Annotated in this window: 16 protein-coding genes; 12 read left to right on the top strand and 4 right to left on the bottom strand. The window is 67.0% G+C overall.

The features are described from left to right. Positions 1–100: 100 nt before the first annotated feature. Complete coding sequence (locus LGN19_RS16255) at positions 101–1,075, bottom strand: LysR family transcriptional regulator (protein ID WP_226215935.1); 975 nt, start codon at positions 1,073–1,075, stop codon at positions 101–103. Between the two features lie 84 nt (positions 1,076–1,159). On the opposite strand from LGN19_RS16255, the gene LGN19_RS16250 reads away from it, so the two are divergent. From LGN19_RS16250 to lpdA, 5 genes are all read left to right on the top strand, one after another. After that, positions 1,160–2,191: an alcohol dehydrogenase catalytic domain-containing protein gene (locus tag LGN19_RS16250; RefSeq protein WP_226215933.1), complete on the top strand. Its 1,032-nt coding sequence runs from the start codon at positions 1,160–1,162 to the stop codon at positions 2,189–2,191. A gap of 482 nt (positions 2,192–2,673) precedes the next feature. Next, a complete protein-coding gene (locus LGN19_RS16245; RefSeq protein ID WP_175032861.1) occupies positions 2,674–3,906 on the top strand; it encodes a 3-methyl-2-oxobutanoate dehydrogenase (2-methylpropanoyl-transferring) subunit alpha in 1,233 nt (410 codons plus the stop codon). A gap of 2 nt (positions 3,907–3,908) precedes the next feature. Further along, positions 3,909–4,949 carry an alpha-ketoacid dehydrogenase subunit beta gene (locus LGN19_RS16240; protein ID WP_043182180.1) on the top strand — a complete coding sequence of 347 codons (1,041 nt, stop codon included), beginning with the start codon at positions 3,909–3,911 and terminating at the stop codon, positions 4,947–4,949. Position 4,950: 1 nt separating this feature from the next. Next, entirely contained in the window at positions 4,951–6,279 is a 1,329-nt protein-coding gene (locus LGN19_RS16235) for a dihydrolipoamide acetyltransferase family protein (RefSeq protein ID WP_226215931.1), read from the top strand. Between the two features lie 7 nt (positions 6,280–6,286). Further along, on the top strand, positions 6,287–7,678 hold the full coding sequence (gene lpdA, locus LGN19_RS16230) for a dihydrolipoyl dehydrogenase (RefSeq protein WP_226215929.1): 1,392 nt from the start codon (positions 6,287–6,289) through the stop codon (positions 7,676–7,678). Between the two features lie 99 nt (positions 7,679–7,777). Here the strand turns inward: lpdA and LGN19_RS16225 are convergent, their stop codons facing one another. Further along, entirely contained in the window at positions 7,778–8,917 is a 1,140-nt protein-coding gene (locus LGN19_RS16225) for an alpha/beta hydrolase (RefSeq protein WP_226215927.1), read from the bottom strand. A gap of 81 nt (positions 8,918–8,998) precedes the next feature. Here LGN19_RS16225 and LGN19_RS16220 point away from each other — a divergent pair, with 81 nt between their 5' ends. After that, complete coding sequence (locus LGN19_RS16220) at positions 8,999–10,018, top strand: AraC family transcriptional regulator (RefSeq protein WP_226215925.1); 1,020 nt, start codon at positions 8,999–9,001, stop codon at positions 10,016–10,018. Positions 10,019–10,163: 145 nt separating this feature from the next. Next, complete coding sequence (locus LGN19_RS16215; RefSeq protein ID WP_226215923.1) at positions 10,164–10,793, top strand: NAD(P)H-binding protein; 630 nt, start codon at positions 10,164–10,166, stop codon at positions 10,791–10,793. 24 nt (positions 10,794–10,817) lie between these two features. Here the strand turns inward: LGN19_RS16215 and LGN19_RS16210 are convergent, their stop codons facing one another. Next, positions 10,818–11,735, bottom strand: a complete 918-nt coding sequence (locus LGN19_RS16210) for a LysR family transcriptional regulator (RefSeq protein ID WP_226215921.1) — start codon at positions 11,733–11,735, stop codon at positions 10,818–10,820. 127 nt (positions 11,736–11,862) lie between these two features. On the opposite strand from LGN19_RS16210, the gene speB reads away from it, so the two are divergent. From speB to LGN19_RS16185, 5 genes are all read left to right on the top strand, one after another. Next, positions 11,863–12,831 carry an agmatinase gene (speB, locus tag LGN19_RS16205; RefSeq protein WP_122944949.1) on the top strand — a complete coding sequence of 323 codons (969 nt, stop codon included), beginning with the start codon at positions 11,863–11,865 and terminating at the stop codon, positions 12,829–12,831. After that, entirely contained in the window at positions 12,824–13,288 is a 465-nt protein-coding gene (locus LGN19_RS16200) for a GNAT family N-acetyltransferase (RefSeq protein WP_174957221.1), read from the top strand. The genes speB and LGN19_RS16200 overlap by 8 nt, the downstream gene beginning before the upstream one ends. 129 nt (positions 13,289–13,417) lie before the next feature. Next, positions 13,418–14,095: an SOS response-associated peptidase family protein gene (locus LGN19_RS16195; protein WP_226215920.1), complete on the top strand. Its 678-nt coding sequence runs from the start codon at positions 13,418–13,420 to the stop codon at positions 14,093–14,095. Between the two features lie 303 nt (positions 14,096–14,398). After that, on the top strand, positions 14,399–15,829 hold the full coding sequence (locus LGN19_RS16190) for a purine-cytosine permease family protein (protein WP_226215918.1): 1,431 nt from the start codon (positions 14,399–14,401) through the stop codon (positions 15,827–15,829). A 160-nt stretch (positions 15,830–15,989) separates the two neighbouring features. After that, a complete protein-coding gene (locus tag LGN19_RS16185; protein ID WP_226215917.1) occupies positions 15,990–17,060 on the top strand; it encodes a porin in 1,071 nt (356 codons plus the stop codon). A gap of 58 nt (positions 17,061–17,118) precedes the next feature. Here LGN19_RS16185 and LGN19_RS16180 read toward each other — a convergent pair whose 3' ends face one another. Then, on the bottom strand, positions 17,119–18,075 hold the full coding sequence (locus LGN19_RS16180) for a LysR family transcriptional regulator (RefSeq protein ID WP_226215915.1): 957 nt from the start codon (positions 18,073–18,075) through the stop codon (positions 17,119–17,121). Between the last annotated feature and the right edge of the window lie 189 nt (positions 18,076–18,264).

Below are 18,264 nucleotides of genomic sequence, written 5' to 3'. Positions count from 1 at the left end.
TGCGGGTGAACCGCAGGATGCCGGTGGAACGCACCGCATCCGCGCGCTGCTCGGATGGACTGCCGTGCGATTCGGCGACGATCCGACAATCCGCAGGCAATCAGTCGCTCGCGGGTTTCCTGCTTTTGCGGCGTTGCGCCGGTTGCGATGCCGCTCGATTGGCATCGGGCGATTGAACCCGCACCCTGTCGATCAGCGCACGCAGCCCGCCCGAAACATGGCGATGACCGGGGTAATACAGGCACAGCCCCGGCATGACCGGGCACCAGTCCGCCAACACGCGTTCGAGCCGCCCGTCGGCCAGCGCATCGCGGACGAGATGGTCGGGCACGAATGCGATTCCGATCCCGTCGATCGCGGCGTCGACCATCAACGGCTGGTCGGTCAGCGTGAGCGGGCCGCTGACGTTCACCGTTTCGACGACGCCGCGGCGCTCGAACTCCCAGCGGTAGATCGCACCGCTGTCGAAGCGAAAGCGGATGCAGTCGTGCCGGTCCAGGTCCTGCGGCACGTCGGGGCGGCCATGCGCGGCGAAATAGGCCGGCGACGCGACGGCGGCGAATCGCACCGGATCGGACACGCGCACCGCGATCATGTCCTGCGGCACCGCTTCGGCCAGCCGGATCCCCGCGTCGAACCCGCCGGCGACGATGTCGCCGAGCTTGCCGTCCGTCACGATATCGAGATGGACTTGCGGGTAGTCGCGCAGGAAGCGCGCGAGCACCGGCTTCAGCACGAGGCGGATCGCGCCTTCGCTGGCGTTGATGCGCACGGTGCCGCTGGGCGTGTCGCGCATCCCGTCGACCGCGAGCATCGCCTCCGCAACCGACGAGATCGCCGGGCGGAGCTTGTCGACGAGCCGTTCGCCGGCGTCCGTCAGCGACACGCTGCGCGTGGTGCGATTGAACAGGCGTACCCCCAGGCGCTGCTCGAGGCTCTTGATCGAATGACTGATCGCCGACGGCGTGACGTCGAGCTCGACCGATGCCGTGCGGAAGCTGAGGTGCGTCGCCGCGGTGAGGAACACATTGAGCGAGAAGAGATCGCCGCTTTTCAATTGATGAGCTGATTTCATCGTGACGTAAAGATTGGCGAGATTGTCATGATAATGCGCCTTTTCTAGACTAGGCCCTGCGTTCGGTTGATCAAGGAGCAGGCAATGAAGATGAAGGCGATCGTGATGACGGGGGCCAACCGGCCCTGGGAAGTGCAGGAAGTGCCGGTGCCGGAAGCCGGTCCGGGGCAGGTGCTGGTGAAGGTGCACGCGTCGGGGATGTGCTACACGGACGTGTGGGCCACGCAGGGCTACGGTGGTGACATCTACCCGCAGACACCGGGCCACGAGGTGGTTGGCGAAATCGTCGAAGTGGGCGCGGGCGTGCATGCGCGCCGGGTGGGCGACCGGATCGGCACGACGTGGGTGCAGTCCGCATGCGGGCGCTGCCCGTACTGCCGCGAGCATCGTCCGCTTTCCGGCCAGACGGCCGTGAACTGCGATGCGCCGCGGACCACCGGGTTCGCATCGCAGGGCGGGCATGCCGAGTACATCGCCGTCGCGGCCGAGGGCACGGTGCTGTTGCCCGACGCTCTGGCGTATGTCGATGCCGCACCGATGATGTGCGCGGGCTACACGACATGGAGCGGCTTGCGCGATGCGGCGCCGCAACCGCACGAGAAGGTGGCCGTGCTCGGCATCGGCGGATTGGGGCACGTGGCGCTGCAACTGTCCCGCGCGTGCGGCTTCGAGACCATCGCGATCACGCATTCGGCCGACAAGCGCGACCTCGCGATCGGGCTGGGCGCGGACCGGGTCGTCGCAAACGGCGCGGAGCTGCGCGACCTGGGTGGCGCGGATGTCCTGCTGGTCACGACCAACGAGTTCAGTACTGCGGAGGAAGCGATGACGGGCGTGCGGGTCGACGGCCGGGTGATCCTCTGCGGGCTCGACTTCAGCAAGCCGTTCTCGATCGCGTCGCAGCGCAAGCCGTTCCACATGATGCGCCAGCAGGTCATCGGCTCCACGCATGGCGGCTTGCGCTACCTGAGCGAAGTGCTGGATCTCGCCGCCAAAGGCAAGGTCAAGCCGATCGTCGAGACGTTCTCGCTCGACCAGGCGACGGAAGCCTATGACCGCCTCGCGTCCGGGAAGATGCGCTTTCGTGGCGTCTTCACGCCCGCGCAAAGCCACTGACGCTCAAGGGTGCCCGGAGATGCGGGGAGGGTTCTCCCCGCAAGCGGGCGTGGCCGACTCGCCGCGCTCCGCGCCTGCATAGTGATCGAATGGGTCACATCGATCGGCGGCCTTCGTCGGCGATCGACATGCCCCTGATATCGACTGCCGCCCGTTCGGGCGCGGCATACCGGCGTTGTCCGGCGCATCCGGTCCTCGCCCTGCATGGGTCGTCGCGACATCCGTGATTTCCCGTCAGGCCCCGATTCGCCCGGGCACGGCAACGCCGGGACACCGGTCGGGGCCCGCATGGCGCCCCTCTCGCACCCGACATGGCAAATCTGCTCACCGCAGTCGAGCGGGTTGGTCATCGACGGCTGGCCCCATATTGCCTAAATTGGAAAGATTGACGTGCCTATCCGCACGCCAGTCAGCGCGCAGGCCGGCAACCGGCCGCGCGTTCCTAATCAGCGTGAGACACAATCGAGCGTGGAGACGACACGATGAGCCTGTCAGAGCCATTGCGTCTGCATGTGCCGGAGCCCACCGGGCGCCCGGGCTGCAAGACGGACTTTTCCTATCTGCATCTATCGCCGGCCGGTGCGGTTCGCCGCCCGCCGATCGACGTTGCCGCGGCGGACACCGCCGATCTCGCCCGCAGCCTCGTGCGCGTGCTCGACGACAGCGGCAAGGCCGTCGGCCCGTGGGCACCGGATCTCGACGATGCGCGGCTGATCGCCGGCCTGCGCGCGATGCTCAAGACCCGCATTTTCGACGCGCGCATGATGATCGCGCAGCGCCAGAAAAAGATCTCCTTCTACATGTTGAGCCTCGGCGAAGAGGCGATCGGCACCGCGCACGCGATGGCGCTGCGCGACGGCGACATGTGCTTCCCGACCTACCGCCAGCAGAGCATCCTGATCGCGCGCGACGTGCCGCTCGAACGGATGATCTGCCAGCTGATGTCGAACGAAGGCGACCCGCTGAAAGGCCGCCAGCTCCCCGTGATGTATTCGGATCGCGACGCGGGCTTCTTCTCCATTTCCGGCAACCTCGCGACGCAGTTCATCCAGGCGGTCGGCTGGGCGATGGCGTCGGCGATCAAGGGCGACACGAAGATCGCGTCCGCGTGGATCGGCGACGGCGCGACGGCTGAATCCGACTTCCACACCGCGCTCACGTTCGCGCACGTGTACCGCGCACCGGTCGTGCTGAACGTCGTCAACAACCAGTGGGCGATCTCGACGTTCCAGGCGATCGCGGGCGGCGAAGGCACGACGTTCGCGGGGCGCGGCGTCGGCTGCGGGATCGCGTCGCTGCGCGTCGACGGCAACGACTTCCTCGCGATCTATGCGGCGTCGAGCTGGGCCGCCGAACGCGCGCGCCGCAACCTGGGCCCGACGCTGATCGAGTGGGTGACCTACCGTGCGGGCGCGCATTCGACGTCGGACGATCCGACCAAGTACCGGCCGAGCGACGACTGGTCCCATTTCCCGCTCGGCGATCCGATCGAGCGCTTCAAGCGCCACCTGATCGTCAAGGGCATCTGGTCGGACAGCGCACATGAAGCGCTGACGGCCGAGCTCGAAGCGGAGGTGATCGCCGCGCAGAAGGAAGCGGAGAAATACGGCACGCTGGCCGACGACCGGATTCCGTCGCCGGCTTCGATGTTCGACGACGTGTACAAGGAGCTGCCCGCGCACCTGCGCCGTCAGCGCCAGGAACTGGGAGCGTGATCATGGCGCAACAAGAGACAGGCACGGCAACGCAGCCGATGACGATGATCCAGGCGCTGCGCTCGGCGATGGACGTGATGCTCGGGCGCGACAGCGACGTGGTCGTGTTCGGGCAGGACGTCGGCTATTTCGGCGGCGTGTTCCGCTGTACCGAAGGACTGCAGAACAAATACGGAAAGTCGCGTGTGTTCGACGCGCCGATCTCCGAAAGCGGGATCGTCGGCGCGGCGGTGGGGATGGGCGCATACGGGCTGCGCCCGGTGTGCGAGATCCAGTTCGCCGACTATTTCTACCCGGCATCCGACCAGATCGTGTCGGAAGGCGCGCGGCTGCGCTATCGGTCGGCCGGCCAGTTCATCGCGCCGATGACGATCCGCATGCCCTGCGGCGGCGGCATCTATGGCGGCCAGACGCACAGCCAGAGCCCGGAGGCGATGTTCACGCAGGTGTGCGGGCTGCGCACGGTGATGCCGTCGAATCCGTACGACGCGAAAGGGCTCTTGATCGCATCGATCGAGAACGACGATCCGGTGATTTTCCTCGAGCCGAAGCGGCTGTACAACGGGCCGTTCGACGGCCATCACGACCGGCCGGTCACGTCGTGGCTCAAGCATCCGGCAAGCGCGGTGCCCGAGGGCTACTACACGGTGCCGCTCGATACGGCCGCCGTGGTGCGGCCCGGCAACGACGTGACCGTGCTGACCTACGGCACCACGGTGCACGTGTCGCTTGCCGCAGCCGAGGAGACGGGCATCGACGCGGAGGTGATCGACCTGCGCACGCTGTGGCCGCTCGACCTCGACACGATCGTCGCGTCGGTGCGCAAGACCGGACGCTGCGTCGTGGTGCACGAGGCGACGCGCACCTGCGGTTACGGTGCGGAACTGGTGTCGCTGGTCCAGGAACATTGCTTCTACCACCTCGAAGCGCCGGTCGAGCGCACGACGGGCTGGGATACGCCGTATCCGCATGCGCAGGAGTGGGCGTACTTTCCGGGCCCGGCCCGGGTCGGTGAAGCGTTGCGACGCGTGATGGAGGCCTGAGATGGGGATTCATGTCATCAAGATGCCGGATATCGGCGAAGGGATTGCCGAGGTCGAGCTGGTGGCCTGGCACGTGGAAGTCGGGCAGACGATCAAGGAAGACCAGCCGCTCGCCGATGTGATGACCGACAAGGCGGCGGTGGAGATTCCGTCGCCGGTGACGGGCAAGGTGCTCGAACTCGGCGGCCGGATCGGCGAGATGATGGCGGTCGGCAGCGAACTGATTCGCCTCGAGGTCGAAGGCGACGGCAACCTGAAGGCCGGTGCACCGGTGCGAGAATCAAAGGTAGAAACCGCACCGGTCGCGGCAGCGCCGTCGAAGTCGGTGGCCGCAGCGCCTGCTGAATCATCTGCCAAGCCGGCGGCGAAGCACGCGAGCGCGGAGCCGCGTCACGCGAAGCATGCCGGGCATACGGAGCATGCAGTGCCGTTGCGCGCTGCGCTCGCGCCGGGCGAACGGCCGCTCGCGTCGCCGGCCGTGCGTCAGCGCGCATGGGACATGGGCATCGAGCTGCGCTATGTGCGCGGCACCGGTGAAGCAGGGCGGATCCTGCACGCGGACCTCGATGCATATGCAGGCTCCGGCAGCGGTGCGGTGCGCGGCTCGCAAGCGCGCGGCTACGGCGAACGCAACGACGAAACCGAAGTACCGGTGATCGGCCTGCGGCGCGCGATCGCGCGCAAGATGCAGGAAGCGAAGCGCCGCATCCCGCACTTCAGCTACGTCGAGGAGATCGACGTCACCGAGCTCGAATCGTTGCGTACGGAACTGAATCGCCGCCACGGCGACACGCGCGGCAAGCTCACGCCGCTGCCGCTGCTGATCCGTGCGATGGTGATCGCGTTGCGCGACTTCCCGCAGATCAACGCGCGCTTCGACGACGAAGCGGGTGTCGTCACGCGCTACGGTGCGGTGCACATGGGCGTCGCGACGCAGACGGACGGCGGCCTGACCGTGCCCGTGCTGCGTCATGCCGAAGCGCGCGACGTGTGGTCGATCTCCGCCGAAATCGCGCGGCTCGCCGATGCCGTGCGCGCGAACCGCGCGCAGCGCGATGAGCTGAGCGGTTCGACGATCACGATCTCGAGCCTCGGCGCGCTCGGCGGCATCGTGTCGACGCCGGTCATCAATCATCCCGAGGTCGGCATCGTCGGCGTGAACCGGATCGTCGAGCGGCCGATGATCCGCGACGGCGCAGTCGTCGCGCGCAAGATGATGAACCTGTCGTCGTCGTTCGACCATCGCGTCGTCGATGGTGCGGATGCGGCCGAATTCATCCAGGCCGTGCGCGCGGTGCTCGAGCGCCCGGCACTGCTGTTCGTGGAGTGATAACGCAATGAAGAACGAACACACCACGCTGCTCGTGATCGGCGGCGGCCCGGGCGGCTACGTCGCCGCGATTCGCGCCGGCCAGCTCGGCATTCCGACGGTGCTCGTCGAGCGTGACCGGCTCGGCGGCACATGCCTGAACATCGGCTGCATTCCGTCGAAGGCGCTGATCCATGTGGCCGACGCATTCGAACAGGCCCGCGGCCACGCGGGCGAGGGCGCGCTCGGGATCCGCGTGCGCACGCCCGAGATCGACATCGGGAAAAGCGTTGCATGGAAGGACGGCATCGTCGACCGGCTGACGCGCGGCGTCGGCGCGCTGCTCAAGAAGAACGGCGTGCGCGTGCTGCACGGCGATGCGCAGGTGATCGACGGCAAGACCGTCGACGTCGTTGCCGGCGGCCATACGACGCGAATCAGCTGCGAGCACCTGTTGCTCGCGACCGGTTCCGAACCCGTCGCGCTGCCGTCGATGTCGTTCGGCGGGCATGTCGTGTCGTCCACCGAGGCGCTGTCGCCCGCGACGTTGCCGAAGCGGCTGGTCGTCGTCGGGGCTGGATATATCGGGCTCGAACTCGGGATCGTCTATCGCAAGCTCGGTGTCGACGTCAGCGTCGTCGAAGCGGCGGAGCGCGTGTTGCCCGCGTACGATGCCGAACTCGCGCGGCCGGTCGCCGATTCGCTCGCGCGGCTGGGCGTGCGGCTGTTGCTCGGCCACAAGGTGCTCGGACTCGCGGAACACGGCGCGGTGCGCGTGCAGGCCGCCGACGGCGCGGAGCAGGTGCTGCAGGCCGATCGCGTGCTGGTCGCGGTGGGCCGCCGGCCGCGCGTCGACGGCTTCGGGCTCGAATCGCTGCCGCTCGATCGCAATGGTCGCGCGCTGTGGATCGACGACGAATGCCGGACGTCGATGCGTAACGTCTGGGCGATCGGCGACGTTGCCGGCGAGCCGATGCTCGCGCATCGCGCGATGGCGCAGGGCGAGATGGTCGCCGAGCTGATCGCCGGCAAGCGCCGCAAGTTCATGCCCGCGTCGATCCCGGCCGTGTGCTTCACCGATCCGGAGATCGTCACGGCCGGCTGGTCGCCGGACGACGCACGTGCGGCCGAGGTCGATTGCGTGAGCGCGTCGTTCCCGTTCGCGGCGAACGGGCGTGCGATGACGCTGCAGGCGACCGACGGCTTCGTGCGTGTCGTCGCACGGCGCGACAACCACCTGATCGTCGGCTGGCAGGCGGTCGGGCGCGGCGTGTCGGAGCTGGCCGCGGCGTTCTCGCAGTCGCTTGAGATGGGCGCGCGGCTGGAGGACATCGGCGGCACGATCCATGCGCACCCGACGCTCGGCGAAGCGCTGCAGGAAGCCGCGCTGCGCGCGCTGGGGCATGCGTTGCACGTCTGACGCGTATCGCGCGTGACACGAAGCCGCCGATGCGCAGCGTGCGCATCGGCGGCTTTCCGTTTGCCGTGCCGGCTTTCGCACCGGCGCGTGCACGGCTCGTCAGGACGGCGCGCGGAAGTCGGCGTGTTGCGCCGTCACCTCGCGATAGAACGCATCGATCGCCTCGACCATCTGCGACAGCCCCGGCTGTTCGAGCGGATAGTGGCCTGCGTTCTCCAGCATGACGACCTTCACGGGCACCTTCCGCATGCGCTGCAGGAACGGTTCGCTCAGGTGCAGCGGCGTCCAGCGGTCCGCGGCCGGTTGCGTGAGCAGGATCGGGCACACGGCGAAATCCTCCGGCTCGACCGCCGGCCGGTACGACATGTAGGAATCGAGGAACGCGATCGTCATCGCATTGCCGGCGGAGGTGCGATCGGACAGCCACACCTTCAGCGCATCGCGGTCGTTGACGAGCGCGGACATCTTGCTGGCGAGCGTCATCGGCACGCGCATCGATTTCAGCGAGGTCATCGCGGTGAGATGCATCATCGTGCCGCCGACGCGGCTCATGAACACGTTGCGCGCGGTTTCGTCGCGCACCTGCTGAAGTCGCTGGTCGAGGAACGTCATGCCGACGATGCCCGCGACCTTGCCGTTCAGCGCGGCCACGTGATACGTGAGCATGCCGCCCGCACTCAGCCCGTAGAGCACGATCGGCCGGTCGTCCTTCGCGCGCTCCGCGTCGATCAGATCGCTGCCGGCACGCACCCAGTCGTCGTAGCGAACCAGCGCGCCCCTGGCGACCTCGGTCATCCCGTATTCGGGCATGTCGACCGCGATCGTTTCGTAGCCGCGGCGCGCCAGCTGCTCGCCGAGGATCATCGACATCTGCCGGCCGTTGGTGCCCACGCCGTGGAACAGGATCACCTTCACCCGCGCTTGCGGGTTGCGGTACGTGTCGAGATGCATGCGATGGCCGTGCCACGACCACCATTCTTCCGTCGGTTGCTGGCCGTCTTTCCACTGGAAGTCGGTCGGAAGGAATTTCTGCATGTCGCGCCAGACGGGCTGGTCTGCGTAGGTCTTGGGCATGGTGGCGGACTCCGGTGGATTGGGCGAAACGGCATCGTCAGCTCGTGCCGGCGCGAGCGGAGCGCCCGTCAGGCCGGCGGCCAGCAATAAAGTGCAGGCCGGGCGAAAGAGCGAAGAGAGCTTCATGGTGATCGACGCCGTGCGGGTTGCGATGTCGTTCATCATCGGCGCACGGGCTCGCGCGATCCATGCTGGGGCAGGCCAACCGCTTTAGAATCTAGGCCAACCCACGTCGCGAGGCGTCTGATGAATGTCTGGAACTTTGCCCGCAGTCCGGCTTCCGTCCTGCTGATGATCGAATTCGGGCGCGACCGCAAGATCGCGCCGCCGGCGTTGCTCAAGGGGTCGCAGCTCACCTTGAAGCAGCTCGCCGACCCGGATTTCACGGTGCTGGCCGCGCAGGAGCTGGCCGTTGCGTCGAACCTGCTCGATTTGACTGCCGGCGAGGCCGGCGTCGGCCTCAAGGTCGGCCTGTCGTACCAGCTTTCGGCGTACGGGCTGCTCGGGTACGGGCTCCTGAGCAGTGCGACCGGCATGGACGCGGTCGCGCTCGCGGGCCGCTACCTGGCGTTGACCTATACGTTCGTCGGGATGACGTTCCGCCGGGTCGGGCCGCACGACGCGATTCGGTTCGACGCGTCGCCGGAGCTCGCCGCGGACGTGCAGCGCTTTTTCGTCGAGCGTGCGATGGGCGCGACGTGCCGCGTGCTGCGCGACGTGATCGGCAGCGCGTTCGAGCTCGCGACGTTCGACCTCGCGTTTGGCGCCGGCCCTGACGCGACGCAGCCGGTGCTCGGCGCGAGGATCCGGCACGGCCAGCCCGCCAACACGCTCACGTTCGAGCATGCACACCTCGAGCGGCCGTTGCCGCAGGCGAATGCCGCGACCGCGGCGATGTGCGAGCGCATGTGTGCCGAGCTGATCACGCGCAGGCGGACGCGCGTCGACCTCGTATCGTTTCTCAACGAATACCTGGCCACGCGCCCGTTCGACCGGCCGCCGCAGTTGAAGGACATCGCGACGCTGCTCAACACGAGCGAGCGCACGTTGAAGCGCCGGCTGCAGGAAGAGGGCGCGTGCTTTCGGGATATATCGAGCACGGTGCGCAAGACTCGCGCACAGGCGTTGATTGCCGAAGGGCGGCTGTCGATCAAGGAAATCGCGCAGGAACTGGGATTCAGCGACATGTCGTCGTTTTCGCAGGCCTACAAGCGCTGGACGGGTGTCGCGCCGAGCCTGTCGCGCCAGGAGACGGCCGGGTCGTAGCGGGCTGCCCGCCGAAACAAGCGCGCCCTGTAACTTTTAGAGATGTTGAAAGGTTGCCGGCGCCGAGGCGGCCGACGATCATGTAGGAAGCCGGAAGCGGGCCGTTTGCGCCCGCCAGTACCGGCTCCACACGGAAAAACCGGACATGAAACTGCTGCTCGTCGGCGCGACCGGACTCGTCGGGCGTCACGTCCTCGAAGTCGCGCTCGCCGATGCGCGGGTCGATCAGGTGATCGTCCTCGCGCGCCGCCCGTTGTCGCCGCACCCGAAAATGCGCGCGCTCGAGGTCGATTTCGAGCATCTGCCCGATGCGGCCGACTGGTGGCATGCCGATGCCGTGATCTGCACGCTCGGCACCACGATGCGGGTGGCCGGCTCGAAGGCGGCATTCCGTCGTGTCGACCACGACTATCCGCTCGCGGTCGCGCGGCTCGCGCATCGCTACGGCACACCGGCTTACGTCCTGAATTCCGCACTTGGCGCGGATCCGGCGTCGCGCATCTTCTACAACCGCGTGAAGGGCGAGGTCGAGCAGGCGCTCGCCGGCGTCGGGTTCGCGTCGCTCACGTATGTGCGGCCCGGCCTGATCGGCGGCAGCCGCGACGAATTCAGGTTCGGCGAGCGGCTGCTGGTGTCCGCGTTGAACCTGGCCCACCCTGTGTTGCCGGCGAAGTGGCGCGTGAATCCCGCGTCGCGGATCGCCCGCGCGATGGTCGACGCGGCGATCGACGCGCGGCCGGGTGTGCAGGTCATCGCGTCGAACCGGCTCGTCTGACGCGGCCCGCCCGGCCTGCGTCGGTCACTGGCCCGCGACACCGTCGAGCCCGCCGAACTGGTCGGCGAGCGCCGCCGTGAATGCCTCCAGCGCCTCGCTGCCGTCGCAGTTCCTCGGTGTCGCGAGCTGGAATTCGACGGTATGGCTCAGCTTGCTCGCGAGCAGCCGGCGCATCTTCCCCGCGGCAACCCACGGCGCCGCGACGTGGTCGGGCAGGAAGCCGACATGCGCGCCGGACAGGATGAAGATCACGTCGGCATCGACGTTTTCGGAGAACGCGGTCGGCTGCGCGTTGCGCGGCGCCGCACCCGACGTGTGCGTCTTGTAGAGCCGCGCGACGTTGCTGGCGCGGGCAATGTCGTTGACCGACACGGTTTTTTTCGCAAACAGCGGATGCCGGGCGCCGCAGTGCAGCGACTGGTGCTCGACGAACAGCGGCGCGTAGTGCAGGCCGGCCTGGTGGCCGGAAAAATAGCCGATCGCGAGCTGCAGTTCGCCTTTCAGCAGCCTGCGCTCCAGCTCGTCGGGCGGGTTCGCGACCATCTCGATCAGTACGTCCGGCGCCCGTTCGCGGAAGCCGCCGACGGCCGCCGCGATCGATTCGACGATGTCCGGTGCAAGCCGCTCGGACAGCCCGATGCGCAGTTCCCCGAGCAACGTGCCCGACACGTGCTGGGTATCGCGCGTGAATACGTCCATCGCGTGCAGGAGCCGCCGTGTCGACTGCAGCACGCGTTCGCCCTTCGGCGTCAGCCGGAAGCCGCTCTTGCCGCGATCGCACAGCCGGAACCCGAGACGCGTCTCGAGCTTGGCCATCTGCGTGCTGATCGTCGAAGGCGCCATCCCGAGCGTGCCCTGCGCGGCGCTGAAGCCGCCGCTTTCGACGATCGTCAGAAAGAGCCGCAGCAGCTGCAAATCCATGTCTCTCAATCGGGTCAGCATGGCGATACATCGCGTTTTGTGAAGTCGGCTTATGTTAGTTCATATTTTTCGTCGGATGCCGCGGCGGCACAATCGGGCACGAGGTCGCCAGCCGTGCGGCCGTTCCCCTTCAGACAGGAATCCGACGATGAGCCAGAACGATTTCGCGTTCACGCGCGACAGCCTCTACGGCACGCAGGCCGAACCGACCTTCGCGGGCGCGACGAGCTTCATGCGCCGGCGTTTCAGCCGCGACCTCGAGGGTGTCGACCTTGCGATCACCGGCGTGCCGTTCGATTCCGCTGCATCGCACCGGCCCGGTACGCGCTTCGGCCCGCGCGGGCTGCGGATCGCATCGACGGGCATTGCGTGGGAGCGCCCGTGGCCGTGGTCGTTCGATCCGTTCGACGTGCTGGCCGCGGTCGACTACGGCGATTGCGCGTTCGATCTCGGGCAGCCCGAATCGGTGCCGGGCGCGATCGAGCGGCATGCCGATGCGATCCTCGCGCGCGGCTGCGCGATGCTGACGCTCGGCGGCGATCACTTCATCACGTATCCGCTGCTGAAGGCGCATGCGAAGGTGCACGGGCCGCTGTCGCTCGTGCATTTCGATGCGCATACCGACACGTGGCCCGACCGCGACGTCAAGCGCATCGATCACGGCACGATGTTCTATCACGCGGCGCGGGAAGGGTGGGTCGTGCCCGAACGGTCGGCCCAGATCGGCATCCGGACGACCAACGACGAGCCGATGGGCTTCGACATCCAGGATGCGCGCCAGGTGCATGCGTCGACGCCCGCCGCGGTCGCCGCGCGCATTCGCGAGCGGGTCGGCGATCATCCCGTGTACCTGACGTTCGACATCGACTGCCTCGATCCGGCATTCGCGCCGGGCACGGGTACGCCGGTCTCGGGCGGGCTGTCGAGCCATCAGGCGTTCGAGATCCTGCGTCACCTGGAAGGCATCAACCTGGTCGGCATGGATGTGGTCGAAGTGTCGCCGCCGTATGATCATGCGGAAATCACGTCGCTGGCCGGCGCGACGATCGCGCTGGAGCTGATCTGCCTGTATGCATCGCGCCGGCGGCGGACCCTGGAAAAATCGAACGATGACTGAACTCACCTGGCGCAAGGCCGTTCCCGACGATGCGGCCGCGTGCATCGCGCTGCGCGGCAAGACGCGCGAGAACGCGTTCACCGAAGCGCAGTTGCGCGACCTCGGCATCACCGTCGAAAGCTGGGGCGACGGGATCCGGGATGGCCTGTTCTCGGGCCATGTCTGCTGCGCGAGCGGGCGCATGGTCGGCTACTGTTTCGGCGACACCGATTCGGGCGAGATCGTCGTGCTCGCGATCCTGCCCGAGTACGAGGGGGCGGGGATCGGCAAGCGGCTGCTGCGGCAGGTGGTCGACGCGTTCGCGGCGAACGGCTTCACGTCGTTGTTCCTCGGGTGCTCGACCGATCCGGCGTCGCGCTCGCACGGCTTCTACAGGCATCTGGGCTGGACGCCGACGGGGACGCTCGACGACGCGGGCGACGAAATCCTGACGCTGCGGATCGGGCAGCACGCGTGACGGCAGGCGCCGGAACGCTCCCGGCGCATCGTCGAATCGTAAAACTGTTTCGTCATACAAAACGATAGCGCGACCGCGGCACCGACGCTGACCTACGATGGAACCATTGCTTCGATCGACCGCCGAGCCGTGTGCACCCACTACCGCGCCCCCGATGAAGACCCGGGCATCAGCGAACTGAAGATCGGTATCGGCGATCTGTACCGCCGCGACCCATGGGCACCCGACGTGTATCCCGACTACGCGGCGCCGGTCGCGCGCGCAGATGGCGATCGCCTGGAGGTCGTCGCGGCCGTGTTCGGCTTCTGGCCGAAATTCATGCAGCCCGAGCGGGTCGACGAGCACGGCCGTAAGAAAAAGAAACTCGATACGGTGAACGCGCGGGCGGAAACGGTCGGCTCGTCGCGGCTCTACGGCAGTGCGTGGCGCAACGGCCAGCGCTGCCTGATTCCGGTGCACTGGATCTTCGAGCCGTGCTACGAAACCGGTCGCAACGTGTGGCACCGGATCGGCGTCGACGGCTGGCAACCGTGCTGTGTCGCTGGCATCTGGCGGCGCTACGAAGGCGACGATGGCCGCGAGCGCGTGGGCATGGCGATGCTCACGGTGAACGCCGACACGCACCCGCTGTTCGCGCGGATGCATCGGCCCGGCGAAGAGAAGCGGGGCGTCGTGATCCTGCGCCGCGACGACTACGACGAATGGCTGCACGTGCGCGACATCGAGGCCGCGCGGCGCATGCTGAACCTGCTTCCCGCCGCCGACATGACGGCCGAGCCCGATCAGGTTCCGTCCGCGGGCAGCTGACCTTTCATTTTCAAGACGCCTTACTTTCAACTGGATGCGTCGAACGCATCCCGATTGTTCGGACAATTACAAAAATCGTCCGATGCCGGGTAATCACCGATATCTGGCAAGTTGTATATACAAGATCATCCGCTGGCAATGTCGGCACACGTCGTGCCGCTTGCGCGCCAGTGCGCAGACCATGCGTGCGTGGCGCATGCCGGCGATCCACGGCGCCCCGCACCCGCAGAGCCGAAAGGGCGGCTCGCAGATTCCTGTCTCGTCCAAACAATTTGTGATCCTTAGTATTTTGGAGATTTCCTCGTGTCAACGAATCCCAGTGGAAAAGCCGGCGGCCTGATCGAAGTCCGTTCGATCGACTTCATTCCCGACGCCGAGCGCCACGGCGGCTTGCTGAGCCAGTTCACGCTGTGGCTGTCGGCGAACATGCAGATCACGGCCATCGTCACGGGCGCACTTGCGGTCGTGCTCGGCGGCGACGTGTTCTGGTCGCTGGTCGCGCTGCTGCTCGGCCAGTTCATCGGCGGCACGGTGATGGCGCTGCATGGTGCGCAGGGGCCGCAGCTCGGGCTGCCGCAGATGATCTCGAGCCGCGTGCAGTTCGGTGTCTATGGCGCGATGATCCCGATCGTGCTCGTGTGCCTGATGTACATCGGCTTCTCCGCCAGCGGCTCGGTGCTGGCCGGGCAGGCTGTCGCGCAGCTGCTGCACGTCGACGACGCGGCGGGCATCCTGCTGTTCGCGGCCGTGATCGTCGTGCTGACCGTGTTCGGCTATCGCGCGATCCATGCGGTCGGCCGGATCGCGAGCGTGGTCGGCATCGCCGCGTTCGTCTACATGTTCTCGCAGCTGTTCGCGAACCACGACGTCGGCGCGCTGCTCGCGAACAAGCATTTCTCGCTCGCGAGCTTCCTGCTGTCGATGTCGCTGTCCGCGTCGTGGCAGATCGCGTTCGGCCCGTACGTCGCCGACTATTCGCGCTACCTGCCGCGCTCGACATCGTCGGTCGCGACGTTCGTCGCGGTCGGCCTCGGCTCGGTGATCGGCGCGCAGGCGGCAATGGTGTTCGGTGTGTTTGCGGCAGCACTGGCCGGCAGCCAGTTCGCGCACCATGAAGTGTCGTATATCGTCGGCCTCGGCTCGACGGGCGCCGTGGCCGCGCTGCTGTACTTCAGCATCGCGTTCGGCAAGGTGACGGTGACGGCGCTCAACGCATACGGCAGCTTCATGTCGATGGCGACGATCGTCAGCGGTTTTCGCGGCAAGGGCGCCGTGTCGTCGAAGAGCCGCCTCGTCTACATCTTCGGGATGATCTGCGTATCGACGCTCATCGCGCTCGCGGGCCGCCATTCGTTCCTGAAGGAATTCACCGCGTTCATCCTGTTCCTGCTCGCGTTCTTCACGCCGTGGAGCGCGATCAACCTGGTCGACTACTACTGCTTCACGCGCTCGCGCTACGACGTGCCGGCGCTGTCCGATCCGGACGGCCGCTACGGCCGCTGGAACGTGATGGCGATCACGATCTACGTGGTCGGCATCCTCGTGCAGTTGCCGTTCATGTCGACGCACATCTACACGGGCCCGCTCGTCGACGCGCTCGGCGGCACCGACATCTCGTGGATCCTCGGCCTGGTCGTGCCGGCCATGCTGTATTACATCGGCGCGCGTGCATCGCGCCGCAGCATTCCTGAACGCCTGATCCTGCCGCTCGAACGCGGCGAAGCTCACCACTGACGACACGTCACGCGCATCGGGCCGGCCGGCTGCCGGCCTGAATGCCGCGCGAGCCGGGCGCTGCCTGCGCCGGGCTCCTCCCCACGTTTCCTTTCCCACGATGCCGGTGCGGCGCGACTGCCGCGCGCGGTGTCGTTTCATTCTCTGACCATTGAATAGTATGACTAAACAAATGACAGCCCGCGGAAGCGATTCCCGGGCGCGGATGGTGCACGCCGGTCTTCGCATGACGGTGGCGGCGGCGTGCATTACCGGATCGGGTGCCGCGCTCGCGCAGGACGGCGTCACGCTGTATGGCGTGATCGACGAATTTGCGCAGTACGTGAATACGGGCAACGGCTATACGGCGGCGATCAATTCCGGCGGCCAGTGGGGGAGCCGGTTCGGGTTGAAGGGGGGCGAGGATATCGGCGGCGGGCAGAAGATCGAGTTCGCGCTGGAGAACGGCTTCAACCCGAACGACGGCTCGCTGGCGAGTTCGGGCAGCCTGTTCAACCGGCAGGCGTGGGTCGGCATTGCGGGGCAGTGGGGCAAGGTGCGCGCGGGCCGCCAGAATTCGCCGCTGTTCAACGACCAGGGCGGACAGGATGCGTTCGGCGGCGTCACGCAGGCGTCCGGCATGGACAACCTGACCGTGTTCGCGTTCCGCACGAGCAATACGCTGTCGTACCAGAGCCCGGAGATCGCGGGCTTCCAGGGCGGGGTGTACTTCGGGTTCGGCGATGCGGGCGGCGTGCGCTCGGCAGGCTCGAGCCAGCAGTTCGACCTGACCTACGAACACGGGCCGTTCGGGGCATTCGTCGCGGGCCAGTGGCTGAAGAACGCGACGGCGACCACCACCGATCGCACGATCATGGCCGGCGCGTCGTACGAGATCGGCAAGGCAACCGTGTACGGCGGCTTCTCGGAGGTGAAGTGGGCCGATTTCGGCATCGATTCGCGCGTGTACGGGCTGTCGGTCAAGTACCAGTTCAATCCGGCGAACTACGTGGCGCTCGGCTACGCGTATCTGCACGACCAGTCGTCGCAGGGCAACAATGCGGACCAGCTCGGGCTGATGTACGAGTACGACCTGTCGAAGCGCACGAGTTTCTACGGCGCGCTGTCGTACCTGCGCAACCGCAACCAGGCCGGCTATACGCTCGCCGGTGCGGCGAACCCCGGCTTGCCGCTCGCGTATCCGGGGGCGAATGCACGCGGCGTGCAGCTGGGTATCGTGCATCGGTTCTGACGAGGCCGACGCGCCGGGCCGTATGCGCCCGGCGCTTTCCGCAGGCGCATTCGCGCCGTTACTTGCCCAGCCGCTCCGCGAGCGAAAAGCGCTGCATGCAGCGTTCCATCGCGTCGAGAAACGCCTGCTCGGCCGCGTTCATCTTGCGATCGCGATGCCACAGCAGGAACACGTCGACATCGACGAGCCCGTCGTCGGGCGGCAGCCGCCACAGCCGCTGCTGCGCGATGTCGTCGCGCACGATGTGCTCGGGCAGGCAGCCGATCCCGTAACCGGCGAAGATCAGCCGCCGCACTTCATCGAGGCTCGGCGACGACGCGACGATGCGCCCCGTGAAGCCCCGCTGGTCGCGAAACACGGTGAGCGGCGACAGGCTGTCGCCGATCTGGTCGCTCGTGAACGACACGAAATTTTCCGCGAGCAGATCGTCCATCCGCAGTTGCGTCTGCCCGAACAGCCGGTGATGGCGGCCGCAGTAGATCGCATAGCGCTGGCGCAGGAAGCAGCGCATCTCCAGCTTGTCGTGCGGCGTACGGCACAGGCCGAGCCCGGCCGTGGCCGTCTTCTGCAGCAGCGAAGACAGAATGTCCGACGAGCGCATCACTTCGATCTGCAGGTCGATGCGCGGATACGCGCGATGGAATTCCGCGAGGAATTCGTCGTAGACGGACGACTCGATGCGGCTCACCGTCAGCAGCCGGATCGAACCGGTCAGGTCGGCCGTGCTGTCGTCGATTTCGGTTTCGAGGCGCGAGATGCCGCCGTAGATGTCGCTCGCGATCCGGTAGACGGCTTCGCCGGCCGGCGTCGGCGCGAAGTGGGTGCCGCGCCGCTCGATCAGCTTGCGCTCGAGCGTGTCCTCGAGCCGCCGCAACGCCTGGCTCACGGCCGGCTGCGTCACGTGCAGGCGCGCGGCCGCGCGGCTCACGCTGCGCTCCTGGATGATTACCAGATACGTGCGCAACAGGTTCCAGTCGAGACGGTCGTTCAGGAACGGGGCGAGGTCGGGGCGCATCGGGTCTCCGGGCGAGGCGTCGAGGTGGACATTAGTTGAATTTATACGGCGAATAATAACTTGAAATTTGACTAATGATTTGCGGTCGCCGATAAAGGAGGGGCTGCCGCAACGTGCGGCGCAAGGTCGCGACAGACGGCCGTTACACGATATTGCGCGTCGCCCCGCAGTGGCGCGCGTCAGGAGCCC

This window comes from Burkholderia sp. AU30198 (assembly GCF_020419825.1).
GTDB lineage: Bacteria > Pseudomonadota > Gammaproteobacteria > Burkholderiales > Burkholderiaceae > Burkholderia.
The sequence above is the reverse complement of the archived record's forward strand: the minus strand, read 5'-3'. Positions and strand labels throughout refer to the sequence as shown.